Here is a 19,119-nt window from a genome sequence, read left to right on the forward strand (position 1 = left end):
TCCGCCCGATGGCATGACCGATCAAGGAATTCACCGATGAACTACAAAAACCCAACACACCTGCAAGCCGCGATCCTCGACTGGGCCGGCACCGTGGTCGACTTTGGCTCATTTGCACCCACGCAGATCTTCGTCGAAGCCTTTGCCGAGTTCGACGTCGAGGTTTCTATCGAGGAAGCTCGCGGCCCGATGGGCATGGGCAAATGGGACCATATCCGCACCCTCTGCGACCAACCGCAGATTGCCGAGCGCTACCGCAAGGTGTTCGGGCGCACCCCGACCGATGATGACGTGACCGCCATTTACCAGCGTTTCATGCCGCTGCAGATCGAGAAGATCGCCGTGCATTCGGCACTGATCCCCGGCGCGCTGGACACCCTCACCGGCCTGCGTCAGAACGGCCTGAAGATCGGCTCGTGCTCGGGCTATCCGAAAGTGGTGATGGACAAGGTGGTCGAACTGGCGGCAAAGAACGGCTATGTTGCCGACCACGTAGTGGCCACTGACGAAACCCCTAATGGACGCCCTTGGCCGGCGCAAGCGCTGGCCAACGTGATTGCCTTGGGCATCGACGACGTCGCTGCATGCGTCAAGGTCGATGACACCGTGCCAGGCATCCTCGAAGGCCGCCGCGCCGGCATGTGGACCGTCGCCCTGGTCTGTTCCGGCAACGCCCTGGGCCTGACCTACGAAGGCTATCGCGCCCTCGACCCGAACACGCTGGAAGCCGAGCGCAAACGCATTCATGCGATGTTCGAAGGTTCGCGCCCGCACTACCTGATCGACACTATCAATGAGTTACCCGGCGTGATCGCTGACATCAACCAGCGTCTGGCCCGAGGTGAGATGCCGCAAGCGGTTTGACTGCGCAGTGCCGGCTCCTGAAAGGAGCCGGCCTCACCTCAACGCTGATGCAGCGCGACCCAGCGCGCATAGCTGTCAATGAACCCCTGCAGAAACGGCCGGGTTTTCTCCGAAAGCTTGCCATGTTCATCGAACAGGCTCCCCGCCCCGCCTACATATGCCTCAGGCTGCTGCATGCAGGGCACGTCGAGGAACACCAGCGACTGGCGCAAATGATGGTTGGCACCAAAGCCCCCCACCGCACCCGGCGACACACTGATTACGGCGCCCGGCTTGCCGCTCCAGGCACTCTGCCCGTAGGGCCGTGAACCCACATCAATGGCGTTTTTCAGCACACCTGGGACCGAACGGTTGTACTCAGGTGTCACAAACAACAGTGCATCGCTGTTGCGAATCTGCTCACGAAAAGCCGTATAGGCAGCGGGTGGCGTGCCATCAATGTCTTCGTTGTACAGCGCCAGCCCGCCAATTTCGACAATACTCAATTTGAGACTGGGGGGCGCCAACTCGGCAAGCGCGCGAGCGACCTTGCGATTCAAGGACTCCTTACGCAGGCTGCCCACCAGCACCGCAACTGAATAGACCGGACTCATAGCGCTCTCCAACCTGAAAAACATAGGGAATTTTAGGTATAGACGATCAGTGCAGCTCCTCAGTTTTTTTCTACACTGGCAAAACTCCCCGCAGTTACAGCGGTCTATGGCTGACAGCGCATTTTTATTTCAGAGGTTGCACGTTAAATGACAGCAGTACTGGTCGGACAATTTCATGCACGGGATGCTGAAGGACGTATCTACCCTGTACATGAGTTCCAGGAATCTACCCTGCAGGCCGATGGAACTGCCGCCTCGCTCCCCGTTACCACCTACCGCCTGGCGATCGGTGACCGGGTCAACCACCTGGGTGAGGACCGCTTTGAACTGGTGCAAAGCGGTGTGGAGATCATCCGCATCCCCTGAGCCGATTCAGGGCGTAATGCAATCGACGGTATAGACCCGCCCCTGGGCGGTGTCTTCATGCTGCAGCCCATGCACGTCCGCGACAAAGCCGGGAAAACCGGTGTCGAAAGCCCGCGCGAAGGCCAGGTAGTCGATGATTGAGCGTGTCGCCTCGGTGAAGCGCTCACCCGGCATGATCAAGGGTATGCCCGGCGGGTACGGCACCAACATCACGGCGGCAATACGCCCGATCAATTGGTCGATGGGCACCGCCTCGACCTCCCCCCTGATCAGTTTGTCGTAGGCGTCGGCCGGTTTCATGACCACCTCCGGCAAACGGGTGTACAAACGCTTGAGTTGCTTGGCCGTGGCATTGCTGCGGTAACAGTCGTGCAACTGGTCACACAGGTCACGCAGGCCCAACCGCTGGTAACGCGACGGGTCCAGGTTTGCCACGCACGGCAGGCTTTCGAGCAAGTCGGTATTGGCGTCGTAATTGCGCTTGAACTCCAGCAGCTCGGTCAGCAAGGTGCTCCACTTGCCCTTGGTGATACCCATGGAAAACAGCACCAGGAAGGAATAGAGCCCGGTCTTTTCCACCACCAGCCCTCGCTCCCAGAGAAACTTGCTGACCACGGCCGCCGGAATCCCGTGCTCGCCCAGCGCACCGTCCGCAGTCAGGCCCGGCATGACCAGCGTGACCTTGATCGGATCGAGCAGCACATAGTCATCGGCCACCTCGCCAAACCCGTGCCATGCGGCCTGCGGCTGCAGCAGCCAGTCAGCAGTAGCCACCGCCCGCGCACCTTCGACCCGTGGTGGTTGCCAGACACTGAACCACCAGTCATCGGCGGCGATATGCGTGCGCAGGTTGGCCAGGGCCCGCCTGAAGCTCAACGCTTCATCGAACATTTCCTGTAGCAAAGAACGCCCGGCCGGGCCTTCCATCATCGCCGACGCCACGTCGAGCGACGCCAGGATGCTGTATTGCGGCGACGTGGAAATATGCATCATGAACGCTTCGTTGAAACGGTCTCGGTCCAACTGCCGAGCCCCGCCATCCTGCACATGGATCATCGAAGCCTGGCTGAAGGCTGCCAGCAATTTGTGGGTCGAATGGGTGCTGAACACCAGCGGGCTGTCCGCACTGCGTGACGTTCCCATGGCGAAACGCCCGGCGAAAAACTCATGAAACGCCGCATAGGCATACCAGGCTTCGTCGAAGTGCAGCACCTCGACACTGTTGCCGAGCATCTGCTTGATCAGCTCGGCGTTGTAGCACAGGCCGTCATAAGTCGAGTTGGTCACCACGGCCATTCTCACCTTTGGCGCGCGGCCCTGCGCCAGCGGGTTGGCCTCGATCTTGGCCTGAATCGACTCGCGGCTGAACTCACTCAGCGGGATCGGCCCGATGATGCCCAGTTCGTTGCGTTCAGGGCACAGGTACAAAGGGATTGCACCGGTCATGATAATGGCGTGCAACACTGACTTGTGACAGTTGCGGTCAACCAGCACCAGATCATCGCGAGCGACCATCGCATGCCAGACAATCTTGTTGGCCGTAGAGGTGCCGTTGATCACAAAGAAGGTGTGGTCCGCACCAAAGTTGCGCGCAGCCCGCGCTTCAGCGTCAGCCAGTGGCCCGGTGTGATCGAGCAGCGAGCCAAGCTCCGGTACCGACACCGAGAGATCCGAGCGCAAGGTGTTTTCACCGAAAAACTGGTGGAACGCCTGGCCCACCGGGCTTTTGCGATACGCCACGCCGCCGCCGTGACCCGGCGTATGCCAGGAGTAGTTGGACTGCGCAGTGTGTTGCACCAATGCCTTGAAGAACGGCGGCAACAGCCCGTCCAGGTAATTGTGCGCAGCCCGTGCCACCTGCCGCGCCAAAAACGGTACCGTGTCTTCAAAAAGGTAGAGGATACCGCGCAGCTGGTTCAGCTCGCTCATGGCTTCTGCCGGCGCATTCTCCAGCGTCACTTGCTCGCCCAGGGCAAAGATCGGCAGGTGTGGCGCACGCAGCCGCGCCAGGCGAATGAGCTCGACCATGTTTTGCAGCAGGTGAGTATTCTCCCCCGCACCCTCGGCAGCGATCAGCATGCACGCCAGGCCATGGTGAGTGGACGCCACCAAACGTCCTTCGGCGTAATCCACTGCCGAAAGAATCGCAAAGCCGTCTTGCGTCAGCTCCTGGGCAATGGCGCGTACGCGCTCGCCAGCAACCGTATCAGCCTTGATATCGCGGTGAACGATCAGAACGGGAAACTTAAGATCCTTGTACATGCGCCACCCCACCCCGGAAACGACAGGCCCGAAGAGCCTTTCACTTCACAGGTTAGAAGGTTGCCGCCAGTGTGCAGGAACGACTTCAGTTCGCCTCGTTCATCTGTTGCCACAACGACGGACCACCCGCGGACTTGGCGATCGCTTCCAGGCGGGCAAGATGGGCTTCAAGCTCGCTGGCGTTAGCCCGAATGATTCGTCCAGGCTGACGATCAGCCGGCAACCGGCGAATTTCGCTGCCCTGAATGCTGTTGCCGTTACTGTCTTCGGCACCGTCGGCAGCCAACGAAAGGCTGGTCTGCCCGCCGGTCATGGCCAGGTAGACGTCTGCCAGCAACTCGGAGTCGAGCAACGCGCCGTGCAAGTCGCGACCGGAGTTGTCGATACCGTAGCGTTTGCACAAGGCATCAAGGCTGTTGCGTTGCCCCGGATGACGTTCCCGCGCCATCATCAGGGTGTCGAGCACGTCGCAGTATTGGGTGATGTCAGTGCGGTCGGCGTAACCGGCCAAGGCGAATTCGTTGTTGATGAAACCAACGTCGAACGCCGCGTTATGGATGATCAGCCGCGCACCCTTGATGTATTCATAGAATTCATCGGCGACTTCGGCAAAGCGCGGTTTGCCAATCAGGAACGCATCGGTGATGCCGTGAACGCCGATAGCGCCCTCGTCACTCTCCCGATCCGGTTGCAGGTAAACGTGGAAGTTGCGGCCCGTCAGACGCCGACCAATCACCTCGACACAACCGATCTCGATGATCCGGTGACCGTCGGTAACCGGCATACCGGTGGTTTCGGTATCCAGCACTACCGACCTGTTGTTATGCATCTCCACGCCGGTGATCTCCTGCCGCGCACATCTAGAAAACCGCACCCCGTCGCTGATCCGGCCAAGCCGACAGTGACAGGGTGCTCAATTGGGAAAGCCGGGAATTCTACCTCAGCTCCCAGGCATTTGCCGGACCGATTTACGCTCAGCGCAGACCGCGCACTTCGTCGACACCGCGGTTGGCCAACTGGTCGGCACGCTCGTTGCCGTCATGGCCAGTGTGGCCGCGCACCCACTTCCAGGTCACCTGGTGCCGACCGACCTGTTCGTCAAGCTGCTGCCACAGGTCGGCATTCTTCACCGGTTGCTTGGCAGCGGTTTTCCACCCGCGTTTCTTCCAATTGACCATCCACTCGTTAATGCCCTTCATGACATATTCCGAGTCGGTGACCAACAACACTTCGCAACTGCGCTTGAGGGCTTCCAGCGCACGGATGGCGGCCATCAACTCCATACGGTTGTTGGTCGTCTCGCGCTCGCCCCCCCACAACTCTTTTTCCACACCCTTGCAAATCAGCAGGGCGCCCCAGCCACCGGGGCCAGGGTTACCCTTGCAGGCACCATCGGTGTAGATCTCGACGCTTTCGCTCATGTACAGCCTTTTTCATCAGTAATTGCCCCGAGCCTGCACGCTCAGGGTTCGGAATTGCGTCGGTTGACCTTGGCCATCGGGAGGGGCAGCAACTTGCCCATGGGTTCGCGACGCTCCTGGCGCAGCGGCCGCAGGCCAACCACCATTTTGCGCGCTACCAACAGGTAGACACCACCGCCGACACCCTGCCATCGGCCGGCCAAGCGCTCCCAGCCTTCCAGACGCTGTTGCCAGGCGGCGGAAGCGAGCGGCGGACGATAGCACCCGAAGCGGCGTTTCTCCAGCGCGAAGCCCAGCAGGTTCAACCAGTCGCCGACGCGAGAGGGCGAGATGCAGCGCGCCTTGCGCAAGGCATCATGGGCAAAGAAATGACGCACTCCCCAGGTACTCCAGGGGTTGATACCGACGATCAATAAATGCCCACCAGGGCGCACGCTGCTGGCGGCCTCGCGCAGCAGGCCATGCGGCGAGAGGCTGAAGTCCAGCCCATGCTGCAGCACGACCACATCAGCGGCGTGCTCACTCAACGGCCAGGCCTGCTCTTCACAGACAATCTCCACCCCTGGCAACGGCGCGCCCAGGCGCACATTGCGTTGCACTTGCGGCGCATTGGGCGGAGCCTCGGCACAAGGGCCGTAATGCACCAGGTAGCCACCGAAGTAACGCCCCAGTTCCTCCTCCAGCAGCCGCTGCTCTTCTTTGAGCAACAACTGCCCCAATGGCCCGCCGAACCAGTCTCTCGCCAGACTGATCAGCTCAAGCCAGTCCGGATCAGCCTGAGCGAACGCTTTGTCGGTCATAGCCCTCTCCCGCTTGCCGGGTTCTCGTGGAACCCCATAGCCTCTAAGATGCACCAATGTCCCACGCTTGGCGAATCGCACCATGATACAGATCGATGCCCTGCCCGCTTTCTCCGATAATTACATCTGGCTGTTGCAGGACCCTGCCAGCCGCCGTTGTGCGGTCGTCGATCCGGGGGACGCCGGCCCCGTGCTCACCTGGCTCGACCATCACCCTGGCTGGCAGTTGAGCGACATTCTGATCACCCACCACCACCACGATCATGTCGGCGGCATCGAAACGCTAAAGGCGACCACCGGCGCCCGGGTGTGCGGCCCGGCTACAGAGCCAATCCCGGCCCGCGACCTGGCCCTGAACGACAACGACCGCCTGCACGTGCTGGGCCTGACGTTCCAGGTGCTGGCAGTGCCCGGTCATACACTGGGGCATATTGCTTATTACAGTAGCCAGACACCAACACCGCTACTGTTCAGCGGCGACACGCTATTCGCCGCAGGCTGCGGTCGCCTGTTCGAAGGCACTGCAGAGCAAATGCACCAGTCACTGCAACGCCTGGCAGCCCTGCCAGCCGAGACGCTGGTCTATTGCACACATGAATACACCCTGAGCAACCTGCGCTTTGCCTGTGCGGTGGAACCACAAAACCCGCATATTGCCCAACGCTTCGCCGACGTTACCCAGTTTCGCGCACACGATCGCATCACATTACCCTCCACGCTGGCACTGGAGAAGCTGACGAACCCCTTTTTGCGCACCGGAGAAACATCCGTTAAAGAAAAAGTGGACGAACGGAATGGCACCCCAAGCGCCTCTCCAAGTACTGTTTTTGCTGGCTTAAGGGCTTGGAAAGATACGTTCTAAGCAGACGCGGCTGGGCACCAAAAGTTCTGAGAGGTTGACCACCCCCCGGCTGCTTTCTAGAATCGCCCGACATTTTTGCCAGGAACTTACTTCCAGCCAATGTCGTCCCTTAGCCGCAGAACCCTCAATTCCGTCACCCTGACGCGCGTCGCACAAGCTGTCGCGCTGGCTCTGACTGCCACGCTCGTGGGCTGCCAGAGCACCAGTCATTTGGGTGACTCCGAGAGCGTTCGCGCGCACAACTACCAGGCCCGACTGAAGCAAAAACCGGTCTTCATCCACGACAAGCCTGCACAACAGGCACCGGATGATGTCTGGGAGCGCATGCGTCAGGGCTTCAAGTTGCAGGACGATATCGGGGTCAACCCGCGCATCGAGCAACAGCGCCTGTGGTTTGCCAGTAACCCTTCGCACCTGGAAACAGTCGGTGACCGCGGCAGCCTGTACATGCATTACATCGTCGAGCGTCTTGAAGAGCGCGACATGCCGCTGGAACTGGCGCTGCTACCCGCGATCGAGAGCGCCTACAACCCCCTGGCGTATTCACGCGCCCATGCGGTCGGCCTATGGCAGTTCATCCCCTCGACCGGGCGGCACTTCAACCTGCGCCAAACGCGTTTCTATGATGGTCGGCGCGACATTACCGCGTCGACCAACGCAGCGCTGGACTACCTGTCACGCCTGCACGACATGTTCAACGGCGACTGGCTGCTGGCACTGGCGGCCTACAACGCTGGCGAAGGCACCGTGAGCCGCGCCATTGAGCGTAACGAACGCCTCGGCCTGCCGACCGACTACTGGAACCTGCCGCTCCCCAAGGAAACACGCGACTACGTGCCCAAGCTGCTGGCACTCTCGCAAGTTGTGCTGACACCACAGGCTTACGGCGTCAACCTCAACCCGATTGCCAATGAACCCTACTTCGAGGCCATCGAAATCAAGGACCGCCTGGACCTTTCGCGCGTGGCGGCCCTGGCCGAAATCGACGAAGACGAGATGTATCAGCTCAACCCGGCCTTCAAGAAACGCATGACGGTCGATGGCCCACAGCAACTGCTGGTCCCCACGGCCAAAGCGCAACTGCTCACGACCAGCCTGTCGAACATGAAGCCCGAAGAGTTGCTCAGCTTGCAGCCCAAGCCGGCCGTGTTCAAAGCCGCATTGGCCGAAGAGGAACCCAGCACAGCGGGTACCGCCCGTAGCTACCGGGTCAAGCGGGGGGACAACCTCGCCAGCATTGCCAAAGCCAACCGTGTCAGCGTCAACGATCTGCAACGCTGGAACAAGCTTTCCGGGCGCAACGTCAAGGTCGGCCAGACCCTTGCCTTGCGCGACACCAAAGGTGCCGTGAAGCAACGCTCCACCCAGTACAAGGTGCGCAAAGGTGACTCGCTGTACATGGTCGCCAAACGCTTCAACGTCGAAATGCAGCACCTCAAACGCTGGAACCCGAGCACCGCGCACGCACTAAAACCAGGCCAGACACTGACCGTCTATCTGCCTCATTGAGGCCACACGGCACATCAACTCGGTGCCGCGCCGCCCCTGTGCGACCCGGTACTCTTTTTCCTGTCGATACAAGCTGTTACTGTAGCCAGACCAAAGCCCAAGCCGCCTGGAATGGATCCCCGACTTGATACGCCCCCTCCTGCTGTCAATCAGCCTGGCCTTGAGCTTTCCTGCGGGCGCAACAATCATCGAAAGCCATGGTTACGCCCAGTTTGGCACGCTCAAGTATCCAGCCAAGTTCACCCATTTTGACTGGGTCAATCCGCAAGCGCCCAAGGGCGGTACGTTGCGGGCCATGGCCTTTGGCACGTTCGATACGCTCACCCCCTATACTTTCAAGGGCAGCAGCCCGGTAACCACGCCGAACTTCCTGCAGTATGGCGTGAGCGAGCTGAACGAAACCCTCATGGTCGGTACCGGCCAGTACGATCCTTCCGGCGATGAGCCGACGTCCAGCTACGGCTTGATCGCCCGCTCGGTCGAGTACAGCGAGGACCGTAGCTGGGTGGTGTTCAACTTGCGTCCTGAAGCGCGCTTCCACGACGGCGTCCCGATTACCGCGACAGACGTCGCGTTTTCCTATCGCACGCTTCTCAAGGAAGGCCATCCGCTTTACCGCACCAACCTGCAGGAAGTACAACGGGTCGACATCCTCAGCCCTCAGCGGATTCGCTTCGTGTTCAAACGCGCTGGCAATCCACTGTTGATCCTGCGCCTGGGCGAGATGCCGGTACTGCCGCAGCACTACTGGAAAACACGCGATTTCAAGGCCACGACCTTCGAACCGCCCTTGGGCAGCGGACCGTACCGCATTGTTCAGGTACAGCCCGGCAGAAGCCTGGTGTTCGAGCGGGTCAGTAACTATTGGGGCAAGGACCTGGCGGTCAATCGTGGCAAGTACAATTTCGACCGGGTTGAGTTCGAGTTCTACCGCGACAGCGATGTTGCGTTTGAAGCCTTCAAGGCGGGCGAATTCGACATCTATATCGAACACCAGGCGAAGAACTGGGCCAACGGCTATACCTTCCCTGCCGTACGCCGTGGCGAGGTGATCAAGGCGCAGATCCCGCACCAGATTCCAACCCAGACCCAAGGCCTGTTCATGAACAGCCGCCGGGCGACCTTTGCCGACACCCGGGTTCGCCAGGCGCTGGGCCTGATGCTGGATTTCGAATGGACCAACCGCACCCTGTTCAGTAGCGCCTACCAGCGCGCGACCAGTTTCTACCCAAACAGCGAGTTCAGCGCCACTGGCTTGCCTGTCGGGCAAGAATGGCTAATGCTTTCGCCCTACCGCAACCAACTGCCGCCAGAGCTGTTCACCCAGCCGTTCAAGGTCAGCAGCACCGAAGGCCGGGGCATTGGCCGGGATACCTTGCGCCAGGCCCTGACACTGCTCAACCAGGCGGGCTGGAAACTGAGCGGACAACGCCTGCTCAACGCCAAGGGGCAACCCTTGAAACTGGAGATCCTGCTGGTCAACCCAAACCTGGAGCGGATTCTGCAACCTTATGTCGAAAATCTGGCGAGCATCGGGATCGATGCACGCTTGCGCACCGTTGACCGCGCCCAGTACAAACAGCGGCTGGACCAGTTCGATTTCGACATGATTCTGATGACGCTCAACCAGACCCTCAGCCCGGGTCTTGAACAGTGGCAGTATTTCCATTCAAGCCAGGCCGCGGTCAAAGGCAGCAAAAACTATGCAGGGGTCAAGGACCCGGTGGTCGACCACTTGCTGGAGGTACTGCTCGCCGCAAAAAGCCGGGACGAGCAGGTTGCGGCCACTCGCGCACTGGACCGGGTACTGCTCTGGCAGCACTACATGATTCCCAACTGGTACCTGAACAATCACCGCCTGGCCTACCGCAATCGGTTCGCCTTCGTCGCCACACCGCCCTATACCCTGGGCCTTAACAGTTGGTGGCTCAAGCCTTCGGAGAATGCCCAATGACGCCATTGCCCGGCTTTCGCATACTGGCTGGCCTGTTGCTTGCTGGCCTCAGCCTGCAGACCCTGGCCGCGCCGCAACATGCGCTGACCCTGTACAACGAAGCGCCGAAGTACCCAGCCAACTTCAAGCACTTTGATTACGTCAACCCGGACGCGCCCAAGGGCGGCACCTTCCGCCAGAATGGCTTCGGCAGCTTCGACAGCCTAAACCCATTCATCAACAAGGGCGTCTCGGCGGACAACCTCGACCTGATCTACGACACCCTGGCCCGCGCCAGCCTGGACGAACCGTTCAGCGAATACGGCTTGCTGGCACAACAGATCGAAAAGGCCCCGGACAACAGCTGGGTGCGCTTCTACCTGCGCCCGGAAGCCCGCTTCCACGACGGCCACCCAGTACGCGCCGAGGACGTGGTGTTCACCTTCAACATGCTGATCAAGCACGGCGCCCCACTTTACCGCGGCTACTATGCCGACGTTGCGGAAGTGGTCGCCGAAGATCCGCTGCGGGTGCTGTTCAAGTTCAAGCACAACAACAACCGCGAGCTGCCGCTGATTCTCGGGCAGATCGCCGTATTGCCCAAACACTGGTGGGAAGGTCGTGACTTCACCAAGGGCAACCTGGAAATCCCGCTGGGCAGCGGGCCTTACACCATCGCCGAGGTCAAGCCCGGGCGCTCAATTCGCTACGTGCGCGACAAGAACTACTGGGGCAAGGACCTGCCGGTCAACCGCGGCTTCTACAACTTCGACCAGATGACGGTCGATTACTACCGAGACAACACCGTCGCCCTGCAGGCACTCAAGGCAGGGCAGTTCGATTATTGGCTGGAAAGCAGCGCCAAAAACTGGGCAACGGCCTACGACACCCCAGCGGTACGCGAAGGTCGCCTGATCCGTGAAGAAATCCCCAACGGCCTGCCCACCGGCATGCAAGGCTTCGTCTTCAACCTGCGTCGTCCTGTGTTCCAGGATGTGCGGGTACGGGAAGCCCTGAGCCTGCTGCTGGACTTCGAGTGGACCAACAAGCAGTTGTTCAACGGCGCCTATACCCGCACCGGCAGCTACTTTGAAAACTCCGAGATGGCTGCCCGTGGCCTGCCTGATGCCGCCGAACTGAAGATCCTTGAACCCCTGCGCGGCAAGGTTCCCGAGCAAGTCTTCACCCAGGCCTTCGCCAACCCGGTCACCGATGGCAGCGGCATGATCCGTGAACAGCAGCGCAAGGCCTACAAGCTGCTGCAAGAGGCCGGCTGGAGCATCAAGGATGACAAGATGGTCGATGCCCAGGGCAAACCGCTGAAAATCGAATTTCTGCTGGCCCAGACCGAGTTCGAACGTGTCCTGTTGCCCTACAAACGCAACCTGGCCGACCTTGGTATCGATCTGACCCTTCGCCGGGTGGACGTTGCCGAATACGTCAACCGCCTGCGCTCACGTGACTTCGACATGATCGTCAGCGGCTTCCCGCAATCCAACTCCCCGGGCAACGAGCAGCGTGAGTATTGGCAAAGCGCCAGTGCCGACAACCCGGGCAGCCGCAATTTCATGGGCCTGAAAGACCCCGCCGTGGATTCGCTGGTGGAATCGCTGATCAACGCCGAATCGCGGCAAGACCTGATCGCCCATACCCGCGCACTCGACCGCGTATTGCTATGGGGTTACTACGTGGTACCCAACTGGCACATCAAAACCTGGCGCGTGGCCTACTGGAACCATATCGGCCATCCGCAAACCCCGCCCAAGTTCGACATTGGCATCAACACCTGGTGGATCAAACCCAGTACTACCCCTGTGATGCCCGTAGCAGCACCGACCGAGACTGCATCGACGAGCGGAGCACACTAGTATGCTGGCCTATACCCTACGCCGCCTGCTGCTGATTATCCCGACCCTGCTGGGCATCCTGGTCATCAACTTCATCATCATCCAGGCCGCCCCCGGTGGCCCGGTAGAGCAGATGATCGCCAAACTCGAAGGTTTCGAGGGGGCCACCAGCCGGATTGCCGGCGGCGGCGCCGAAGTGTCGGTAGCCGGTTCCAACTACCGCGGCGCGCAAGGCCTGGACCCGGCCCTGATCAAGGAAATCGAGCGCATGTACGGCTTCGACAAGTCGGCGCCGGAACGCCTGTGGATCATGATCAAGAACTATGCCCGGCTCGATTTCGGTGAAAGCTTCTTCCGCGATGCCAAGGTCATCGACCTTATCGCAGAAAAGCTCCCGGTCTCGATTTCCCTGGGGCTGTGGAGCACCCTGATCATGTACCTGGTCTCGATCCCCCTGGGTATCGCCAAGGCTACCCGCCACGGCAGCCATTTCGACGTCTGGACCAGTTCGGCGATCATCATCGGCTACGCAATCCCGGCGTTCCTGTTTGCCATTCTGCTGATCGTACTGTTCGCAGGGGGCAGCTACTTCGACTGGTTCCCGCTGCGCGGCCTGACGTCGAACAACTTCGATGAACTGAGCACCACCGGCAAGATCCTCGACTACTTCTGGCACCTGGTACTACCGGTGACCGCACTGGTAATCGGCAACTTCGCGACCATGACCCTGCTGACCAAGAACAGCTTCCTTGACGAGATCAACAAGCAGTATGTGATCACCGCCAAGGCCAAGGGCCTGAGCAATAACCGTGTGCTTTACGGGCATGTGTTCCGCAATGCCATGCTGCTGGTGATTGCCGGCTTCCCTTCGGCTTTCATCGGCATTTTCTTCACTGGCTCGCTGTTGGTGGAGGTGATTTTCTCGCTCGACGGCCTGGGCCTGATGAGCTTCGAGGCAGCCATCAACCGTGACTACCCGGTGGTGTTCGGCACGCTGTTCATCTTCACCTTGCTGGGGCTGGTCGTGAAACTGATCGGCGACCTGACCTACACCCTGGTCGACCCACGTATCGACTTTGAAAGCCGGGAGCAATGAGATGAAACTGTCACCGCTCAATCGCCGGCGTTTTGAACGCTTCAAAGCCAACCGCCGTGGCTGGTGGTCGCTCTGGCTGTTCCTGATCCTGTTCGGCCTGAGCCTGGGCGCGGAACTGATCGCCAACGATAAACCCCTCGCCGTGCGCTACGACGGCCAATGGTACTTCCCGGCGGTCAAACGCTACCCGGAAACCACCTTTGGCGGCGAGTTTCCGCTGGAGCCCAACTACAAGAGCCCGTACATCCGCGAACTGCTGGCCGCCAAGGACAGCTGGGTACTCTGGGCGCCCATTCCTTTCAGCTACCAGAGCATCAACTATGACCTGAAAGTCCCCGCCCCCGCGCCACCCTCGGCACAGAACTGGCTGGGCACCGACGACCAGGGGCGCGATGTGCTGGCGCGGGTAATCTATGGCTTTCGGATCTCGGTGCTGTTCGCGCTGACCCTGACAATCCTGAGCTCGATCATCGGCGTGATCAGCGGCGCCCTGCAGGGTTTCTATGGTGGCTGGGTAGACTTGGCCGGGCAGCGCTTCCTGGAGATCTGGTCAGGCTTGCCAGTGCTTTACCTGCTGATCATCCTGGCCAGTTTCGTGCAGCCGAACTTCTGGTGGCTACTGGGCATCATGCTGTTGTTTTCCTGGATGAGCCTGGTCGACGTGGTGCGTGCCGAATTCCTGCGCGGGCGCAATCTGGAATACGTGCGTGCGGCGCGAGCCCTCGGCATGCAAAATGGCGCGATCATGTTCCGGCATATCCTGCCCAACGCCATGGTCTCGACCATGACCTTCATGCCCTTCATTCTCACCGGCGCAATCGGCACCCTGACCGCACTGGACTTCCTCGGCTTCGGCCTGCCGCCTGGCGCCCCATCGCTGGGTGAGCTGGTCGCACAGGGCAAGTCCAACCTGCAAGCACCGTGGCTGGGTATCAGTGCGTTTGCGGTACTGGCGCTGATGCTTAGCCTGCTGGTGTTCATCGGTGAATCCGCCCGCGATGCCTTCGACCCGAGGAAATAAGATGAATCAGGACAATTTGATCGAAGTCCGCGACCTTTCCGTCGAATTCGTCGTCGGCGACCAGATACAACGGGCCGTCGAACATATCAGTTTCGATGTTCGCCGCGGCGAGACGCTGGCCCTGGTGGGCGAAAGCGGCTCAGGCAAATCGGTGACGGCTCACTCGATCCTGCGCCTGCTGCCCTACCCGATCGCCCGCCACCCCTCCGGCAGCATCCACTATGAGCAACGCGACCTGCTGAAACTGGACGAAAAGCAAATGCGCCACATCCGTGGCAACCGCATTGCGATGATCTTCCAGGAACCGATGACCTCGCTGAACCCGCTGCACACCATCGAAAAGCAGATCAACGAAGTACTGCTGCTGCACAAAGGCCTGACGGGTAAAGCCGCCACCGAGCGCACCCTGGAGTTGCTGGACCTGGTGGGAATTCCCGAACCGGTCAAACGCCTCAAGGCGCTCCCGCATGAGCTTTCTGGTGGCCAACGTCAACGGGTAATGATCGCCATGGCCCTGGCCAACGAGCCGGAGTTGCTGATCGCCGACGAACCAACCACCGCCCTGGACGTGACCGTCCAACTGAAAATTCTCAACTTGCTCAGGGAGCTGCAGTCGCGGCTGGGCATGGCCATGCTGCTGATCAGCCATGATTTGAACCTGGTAAAAAGAATTGCACATCGCGTATGTGTCATGCAGCGCGGTTGCATCGTCGAACAAGCGTCGTGCAACGAATTGTTCAGTGCTCCACAGCATCCGTATACCCAGATGCTGCTGGGCGCAGAGCCCAGTGGGCAGCCTGCGAACAACCCGATCGGCAAGCCGCTACTGGAGGTCGAAGACCTGCGTGTGTGGTTCCCGATCAAAAAAGGCCTGATGCGACGAACAGTCGATTACGTCAAGGCGGTGGACGGCATCAATTTCAGCCTGCCTCAGGGCCAAACCCTAGGGATTGTTGGCGAGAGTGGTTCCGGAAAGTCCACGCTGGGTTTGGCGATTCTGCGGTTGCTGCACAGCCAAGGTGCCATACGTTTTCAAGGAAAGGCGCTAGACTGCCTTTCTCAGCAACAGGTTCGACCGTTCCGACGGCAGATGCAAGTGGTCTTCCAGGACCCTTTCGGCAGCCTCAGCCCACGTATGTGCGTGAGCGATATCGTCGGTGAGGGCCTGCGCATCCATCGGATTGGCACGGCAGCAGAACAGGAACAGGCGATCATAGAGGCACTCAAGGAGGTAGGGCTGGATCCGGAAACCCGGCACCGCTACCCTCACGAGTTCTCTGGAGGCCAGCGACAACGAATTGCCATTGCCCGGGCATTGGTATTGAAACCGGCACTGATACTGCTGGACGAGCCCACTTCGGCGCTCGACCGGACCGTTCAGCGCCAAGTGGTGGAGCTGCTGCGTTCGCTGCAGACCAAGTACAACCTGACCTACTTGTTTATCAGCCATGACCTGGCGGTGATCAAGGCGCTAAGCCACCAACTGATCGTGGTCAAGCAGGGCCAGGTGGTTGAACAAGGTCCGGCGGCAAGCATTTTCGCTGCACCGCAACATACTTATACACAGCAGCTGCTGGAAGCGGCCTTTTTGGCCCCAACAGCTGTCGATTAACCTGAAGAGGAACAACACATGGGTTTTCTCGCCGGTAAGCGCGTACTGATCGTCGGTGTCGCAAGCAAACTGTCCATCGCATCCGGTATTGCTGCCGCCATGCATCGCGAGGGCGCAGAACTTGCCTTCACCTACCAGAACGAAAAGCTCAAGGGCCGCGTCGAAGAGTTCGCCGCTGGCTGGGGCTCCAGCCCTGAGCTGTGCTTCCCCTGTGACGTTGCCAGCGACGAAGAGATCGCCAAGGTCTTCGAGGAACTGAGCAAGAAGTGGGACGGCCTGGATTGCATCGTGCACTCGGTTGGCTTCGCTCCGGGCGACCAACTGGATGGCGACTTCACCGAGGTCACCACCCGCGAAGGTTTCCGCATCGCCCACGACATCAGCGCCTACAGCTTCGTCGCCCTGGCCAAGGCCGGTCGCGAAATGATGAAAGGCCGTAATGGCAGCCTGCTGACCCTGTCCTACCTGGGCGCAGAGCGCACCATGCCGAACTACAACGTCATGGGCATGGCCAAGGCCAGCCTGGAAGCCGGCGTACGCTACCTGGCCGGCAGCCTGGGCCCAGAGGGCACCCGCGTGAACGCCGTTTCCGCTGGCCCGATCCGTACACTGGCTGCCTCCGGCATCAAGAGCTTCCGCAAGATGCTGGCTGCCAACGAAGCCCAGACCCCACTGCGTCGTAACGTCACCATCGAGGAAGTCGGCAACGCTGGCGCCTTCCTCTGCTCCGACCTGGCGTCGGGCATCAGCGGCGAAATCATGTACGTAGACGGCGGCTTCAACACCACCGCCATGGGCGATCTCTCCGAGTAAGCCACAGCCGTAGTTGCAAACAAACCCCCGCTTTTTAGCGGGGGTTTGTATTTGTGGGCCAACGATACAGACGCCAAGCCTGCATCCCACAGGAAGCTGTAGGCCGTGGCACTTGCCCCAAACAAAAGCCCCTGGCCTTTCGGTCAGGGGCTTTGTCGGTTGCCGTTGCTGCTCTAGAGGAACGTCACTCAGTAGCGAGTGATGTCCGCCTTGGCTTCCAACTGCTTGCGGTAGGCTGCAAAGTCTTGCTGGCCAGCACGCGACGCCAGGAAGCGACGGTAGGCCGACTTCTCTTCGTCAGTGGCCGCAGAACCTTCGTTGACGCCATCCAGACGCAGTACAACGAAGCTGCCATCGGCCAGGCTGACACTGCCGAAGAGCGGCTTGTCCTTGGCTTCAGGCTTGCCCATGCGGAACAGGGCTTGCAGCTCTACAGGATCAATACCGTCCTGATTACGCGTCACTGCTTCCTGTACCTTCCAGCTCTGGCCCTCATACGCCGCTGTCGGCGCGATCTTGCCGTCACGCAGGCCGGCAATCAGGGCTTCGCCTTTAGCCTTCACAGCAGCACTGGCGTGCTCCTTGGCCAGGTGCTTGCGAATGCTGTCGGCGACCGCTTCCAGCGGCAGCTGGGCCGGCTTGCGATGCTCTTTGACGCGAATGACCACGACCGTTTCAGGGTCCAGCTCGATGGACGAACTGTTAGCGCCCTCTTCCATGACTTCAGGGCTGAACGCCGCCTGAATCACAGCACGGTTAGCCGTCACGCCTTCGCCACCTTCACGACCGAAAGGCTCGGACGTCTTGACCTTCAAGCCCAGCTCCTGAGCTGGCTGGCTCAGGTCGGAGGCCTCGAATGCGGAGTCAACCAGTTGCTTGGTCGCTTCGACAAAGCGCTGCTCGACCTGCTGCGTCTTCAACTCTCGCGTCAGCTTGTCTTTCAGGCTGGCGAAACTTGGCACCTCAGGTGCTTGCACACCCAACAGCTTGATCAGGTGAAAGCCGTAGTCGGTACGAACCGGGGCCGACACTTGATCCTTGTCCAGCGCGTACAGCGCCTCTTCGAAAGCCGGGTCGTAAACGCCCTGACCCGCAAAGCCAAGGTCACCACCATTGCTGGCCGAGCCCGGGTCCTGCGAAAACTCCTTGGCCAGCGCGGCAAAGTCTTCACCTTTGGCCAGGCGCTGTTGAATCTCTTCGATACGAGCCTTGGCCTGCGCTTCATTCACCTTGTCGTTGACTTCGATGAGGATGTGCGCGGCATGACGCTGCTCGGCGAGGCCGGAAATTTCTTTCTCATACAGCGCCTGAAGCTCATCTTCATTGACACTGACCTGATCGAAGAACGCGGACTTCTTCAGCTCCAGGTAGTCGATGACCACTTGATCCGGGCTCATGAACTCCTTGGCGTGCGCGTCGTAGTGAGCCTTGATCTCGTCGTCGCTCACCTTGCTCGCAGCAACATCTGCCTTGAAGGTGATGGAGGCGAAGTCACGGGTCTGCTTTTCCAGACGGGCGAATGCCTCAACCTGCGAGTCGGTCACAAAGCCGCTTCCGGCAAGGCCGGTACGCAGTTGGCCAATGAGCATTTCCTGCGCCAGCATCTCGCGGAACTGCAGACGGCCGTAACCCATCTGCCGAATGACCTGGTCGAAGCGCTCGGCACTGAACTTGCCGTCAACCTGGAACTCAGGCGTCTGCAGGATCAGTTGATCCAGCGCCGCTTCGGAGAACGCGAACTTGGCGTCGCGAGCCCCCTGAAGCAGCAGTTTGCGATCGATCAGCCCCTTGAGAGCCGCTTCGCGCAACATGTTTTCATCCAGCAGGGAGGCATCGAAATCCTTGCCCAACTGTTGCATCAGCTGGCGACGTTGCATGTCGACCGCTTGGCTCAGCTCGTTCTGGCTAATGGCATCGCCATTGACCTTGGCAGCGTCCTGGCTGTGGCTGGTGGCCCGGAAGATGGCATCGAAGCCGGTCAGCGCCATCAAGGCTACGATGACACCGATGATGGTCTTGGCAATCCAACCTTGTGAATTGTCCCTGATATTCTGCAGCATGCGTCCCCCAGAAACGGTTGTACTGATAAAGCAACCGCGGAGCGTGGGTAGAGTCCTGAT

General features: G+C 60.1%; 16 protein-coding genes. 10 read left to right on the plus strand and 6 right to left on the minus strand.

Features of this window, described 5'->3' with window-relative positions:
• The first annotated feature begins 36 nt into the window (after positions 1-36).
• On the plus strand, positions 37-864 hold the full coding sequence (phnX, locus tag ACZ9H3_RS07575) for a phosphonoacetaldehyde hydrolase (RefSeq protein ID WP_065759902.1): 828 nt from the start codon (positions 37-39) through the stop codon (positions 862-864).
• A 38-nt stretch (positions 865-902) separates the two neighbouring features.
• On the opposite strand, the gene ACZ9H3_RS07580 is transcribed toward phnX, so the two are convergent.
• The gene (locus ACZ9H3_RS07580; protein ID WP_065759901.1) at positions 903-1,457 is read right to left on the minus strand and encodes an NADPH-dependent FMN reductase; all 555 of its coding nucleotides are present in this window, start codon (positions 1,455-1,457) and stop codon (positions 903-905) included.
• A 147-nt stretch (positions 1,458-1,604) separates the two neighbouring features.
• Between ACZ9H3_RS07580 and ACZ9H3_RS07585 the strand changes: the two genes are divergently transcribed.
• Complete coding sequence (locus tag ACZ9H3_RS07585) at positions 1,605-1,823, plus strand: hypothetical protein (RefSeq protein WP_065759900.1); 219 nt, start codon at positions 1,605-1,607, stop codon at positions 1,821-1,823.
• A 6-nt stretch (positions 1,824-1,829) separates the two neighbouring features.
• Here ACZ9H3_RS07585 and ACZ9H3_RS07590 read toward each other — a convergent pair whose 3' ends face one another.
• The 4 genes from ACZ9H3_RS07590 to ACZ9H3_RS07605 all read right to left on the minus strand — a co-directional run bounded on the left by ACZ9H3_RS07590 (position 1,830) and on the right by ACZ9H3_RS07605 (position 6,306).
• Positions 1,830-4,085: an Orn/Lys/Arg family decarboxylase gene (locus ACZ9H3_RS07590; RefSeq protein WP_476220237.1), complete on the minus strand. Its 2,256-nt coding sequence runs from the start codon at positions 4,083-4,085 to the stop codon at positions 1,830-1,832.
• An 85-nt stretch (positions 4,086-4,170) separates the two neighbouring features.
• Complete coding sequence (gene dnaQ, locus ACZ9H3_RS07595) at positions 4,171-4,914, minus strand: DNA polymerase III subunit epsilon (protein ID WP_065759934.1); 744 nt, start codon at positions 4,912-4,914, stop codon at positions 4,171-4,173.
• Positions 4,915-5,059: 145 nt separating this feature from the next.
• Positions 5,060-5,506 carry a ribonuclease HI gene (rnhA, locus tag ACZ9H3_RS07600; protein ID WP_065759898.1) on the minus strand — a complete coding sequence of 149 codons (447 nt, stop codon included), beginning with the start codon at positions 5,504-5,506 and terminating at the stop codon, positions 5,060-5,062.
• Positions 5,507-5,547: 41 nt separating this feature from the next.
• A complete protein-coding gene (locus tag ACZ9H3_RS07605) occupies positions 5,548-6,306 on the minus strand; it encodes a methyltransferase domain-containing protein (protein WP_065759897.1) in 759 nt (252 codons plus the stop codon).
• Positions 6,307-6,388: 82 nt separating this feature from the next.
• Here ACZ9H3_RS07605 and gloB point away from each other — a divergent pair, with 82 nt between their 5' ends.
• The 8 genes from gloB to fabI all read left to right on the plus strand — a co-directional run bounded on the left by gloB (position 6,389) and on the right by fabI (position 16,999).
• Entirely contained in the window at positions 6,389-7,168 is a 780-nt protein-coding gene (gene gloB, locus ACZ9H3_RS07610; protein WP_099775321.1) for a hydroxyacylglutathione hydrolase, read from the plus strand.
• A 99-nt stretch (positions 7,169-7,267) separates the two neighbouring features.
• Positions 7,268-8,677, plus strand: coding sequence for a transglycosylase SLT domain-containing protein (locus ACZ9H3_RS07615; protein ID WP_476220238.1), 1,410 nt, complete (start codon positions 7,268-7,270; stop codon positions 8,675-8,677).
• A 124-nt stretch (positions 8,678-8,801) separates the two neighbouring features.
• A complete protein-coding gene (locus ACZ9H3_RS07620) occupies positions 8,802-10,631 on the plus strand; it encodes an extracellular solute-binding protein (protein ID WP_476220240.1) in 1,830 nt (609 codons plus the stop codon).
• Positions 10,628-12,478, plus strand: coding sequence for an extracellular solute-binding protein (locus ACZ9H3_RS07625; RefSeq protein ID WP_065761186.1), 1,851 nt, complete (start codon positions 10,628-10,630; stop codon positions 12,476-12,478). Before ACZ9H3_RS07620 ends, ACZ9H3_RS07625 begins: the two co-directional genes overlap by 4 nt.
• A 1-nt stretch (position 12,479) precedes the next feature.
• Entirely contained in the window at positions 12,480-13,553 is a 1,074-nt protein-coding gene (locus tag ACZ9H3_RS07630) for a microcin C ABC transporter permease YejB (RefSeq protein WP_099775322.1), read from the plus strand.
• Between the two features lies 1 nt (position 13,554).
• Positions 13,555-14,574 (plus strand): ABC transporter permease, encoded by a 1,020-nt coding sequence (locus tag ACZ9H3_RS07635; RefSeq protein WP_102051751.1) that lies wholly within the window; start codon positions 13,555-13,557, stop codon positions 14,572-14,574.
• Position 14,575: 1 nt separating this feature from the next.
• Positions 14,576-16,186: an ABC transporter ATP-binding protein gene (locus tag ACZ9H3_RS07640; RefSeq protein ID WP_476220242.1), complete on the plus strand. Its 1,611-nt coding sequence runs from the start codon at positions 14,576-14,578 to the stop codon at positions 16,184-16,186.
• Between the two features lie 18 nt (positions 16,187-16,204).
• Positions 16,205-16,999, plus strand: coding sequence for an enoyl-ACP reductase FabI (gene fabI, locus ACZ9H3_RS07645; protein WP_099775323.1), 795 nt, complete (start codon positions 16,205-16,207; stop codon positions 16,997-16,999).
• Between the two features lie 188 nt (positions 17,000-17,187).
• Here the strand turns inward: fabI and ACZ9H3_RS07650 are convergent, their stop codons facing one another.
• Positions 17,188-19,059 (minus strand): SurA N-terminal domain-containing protein, encoded by a 1,872-nt coding sequence (locus ACZ9H3_RS07650; protein ID WP_476220244.1) that lies wholly within the window; start codon positions 19,057-19,059, stop codon positions 17,188-17,190.
• Positions 19,060-19,119: the final 60 nt, after the last annotated feature.

The sequence above is a fragment of the Pseudomonas sp. TE3910 genome, from assembly GCF_056279025.1.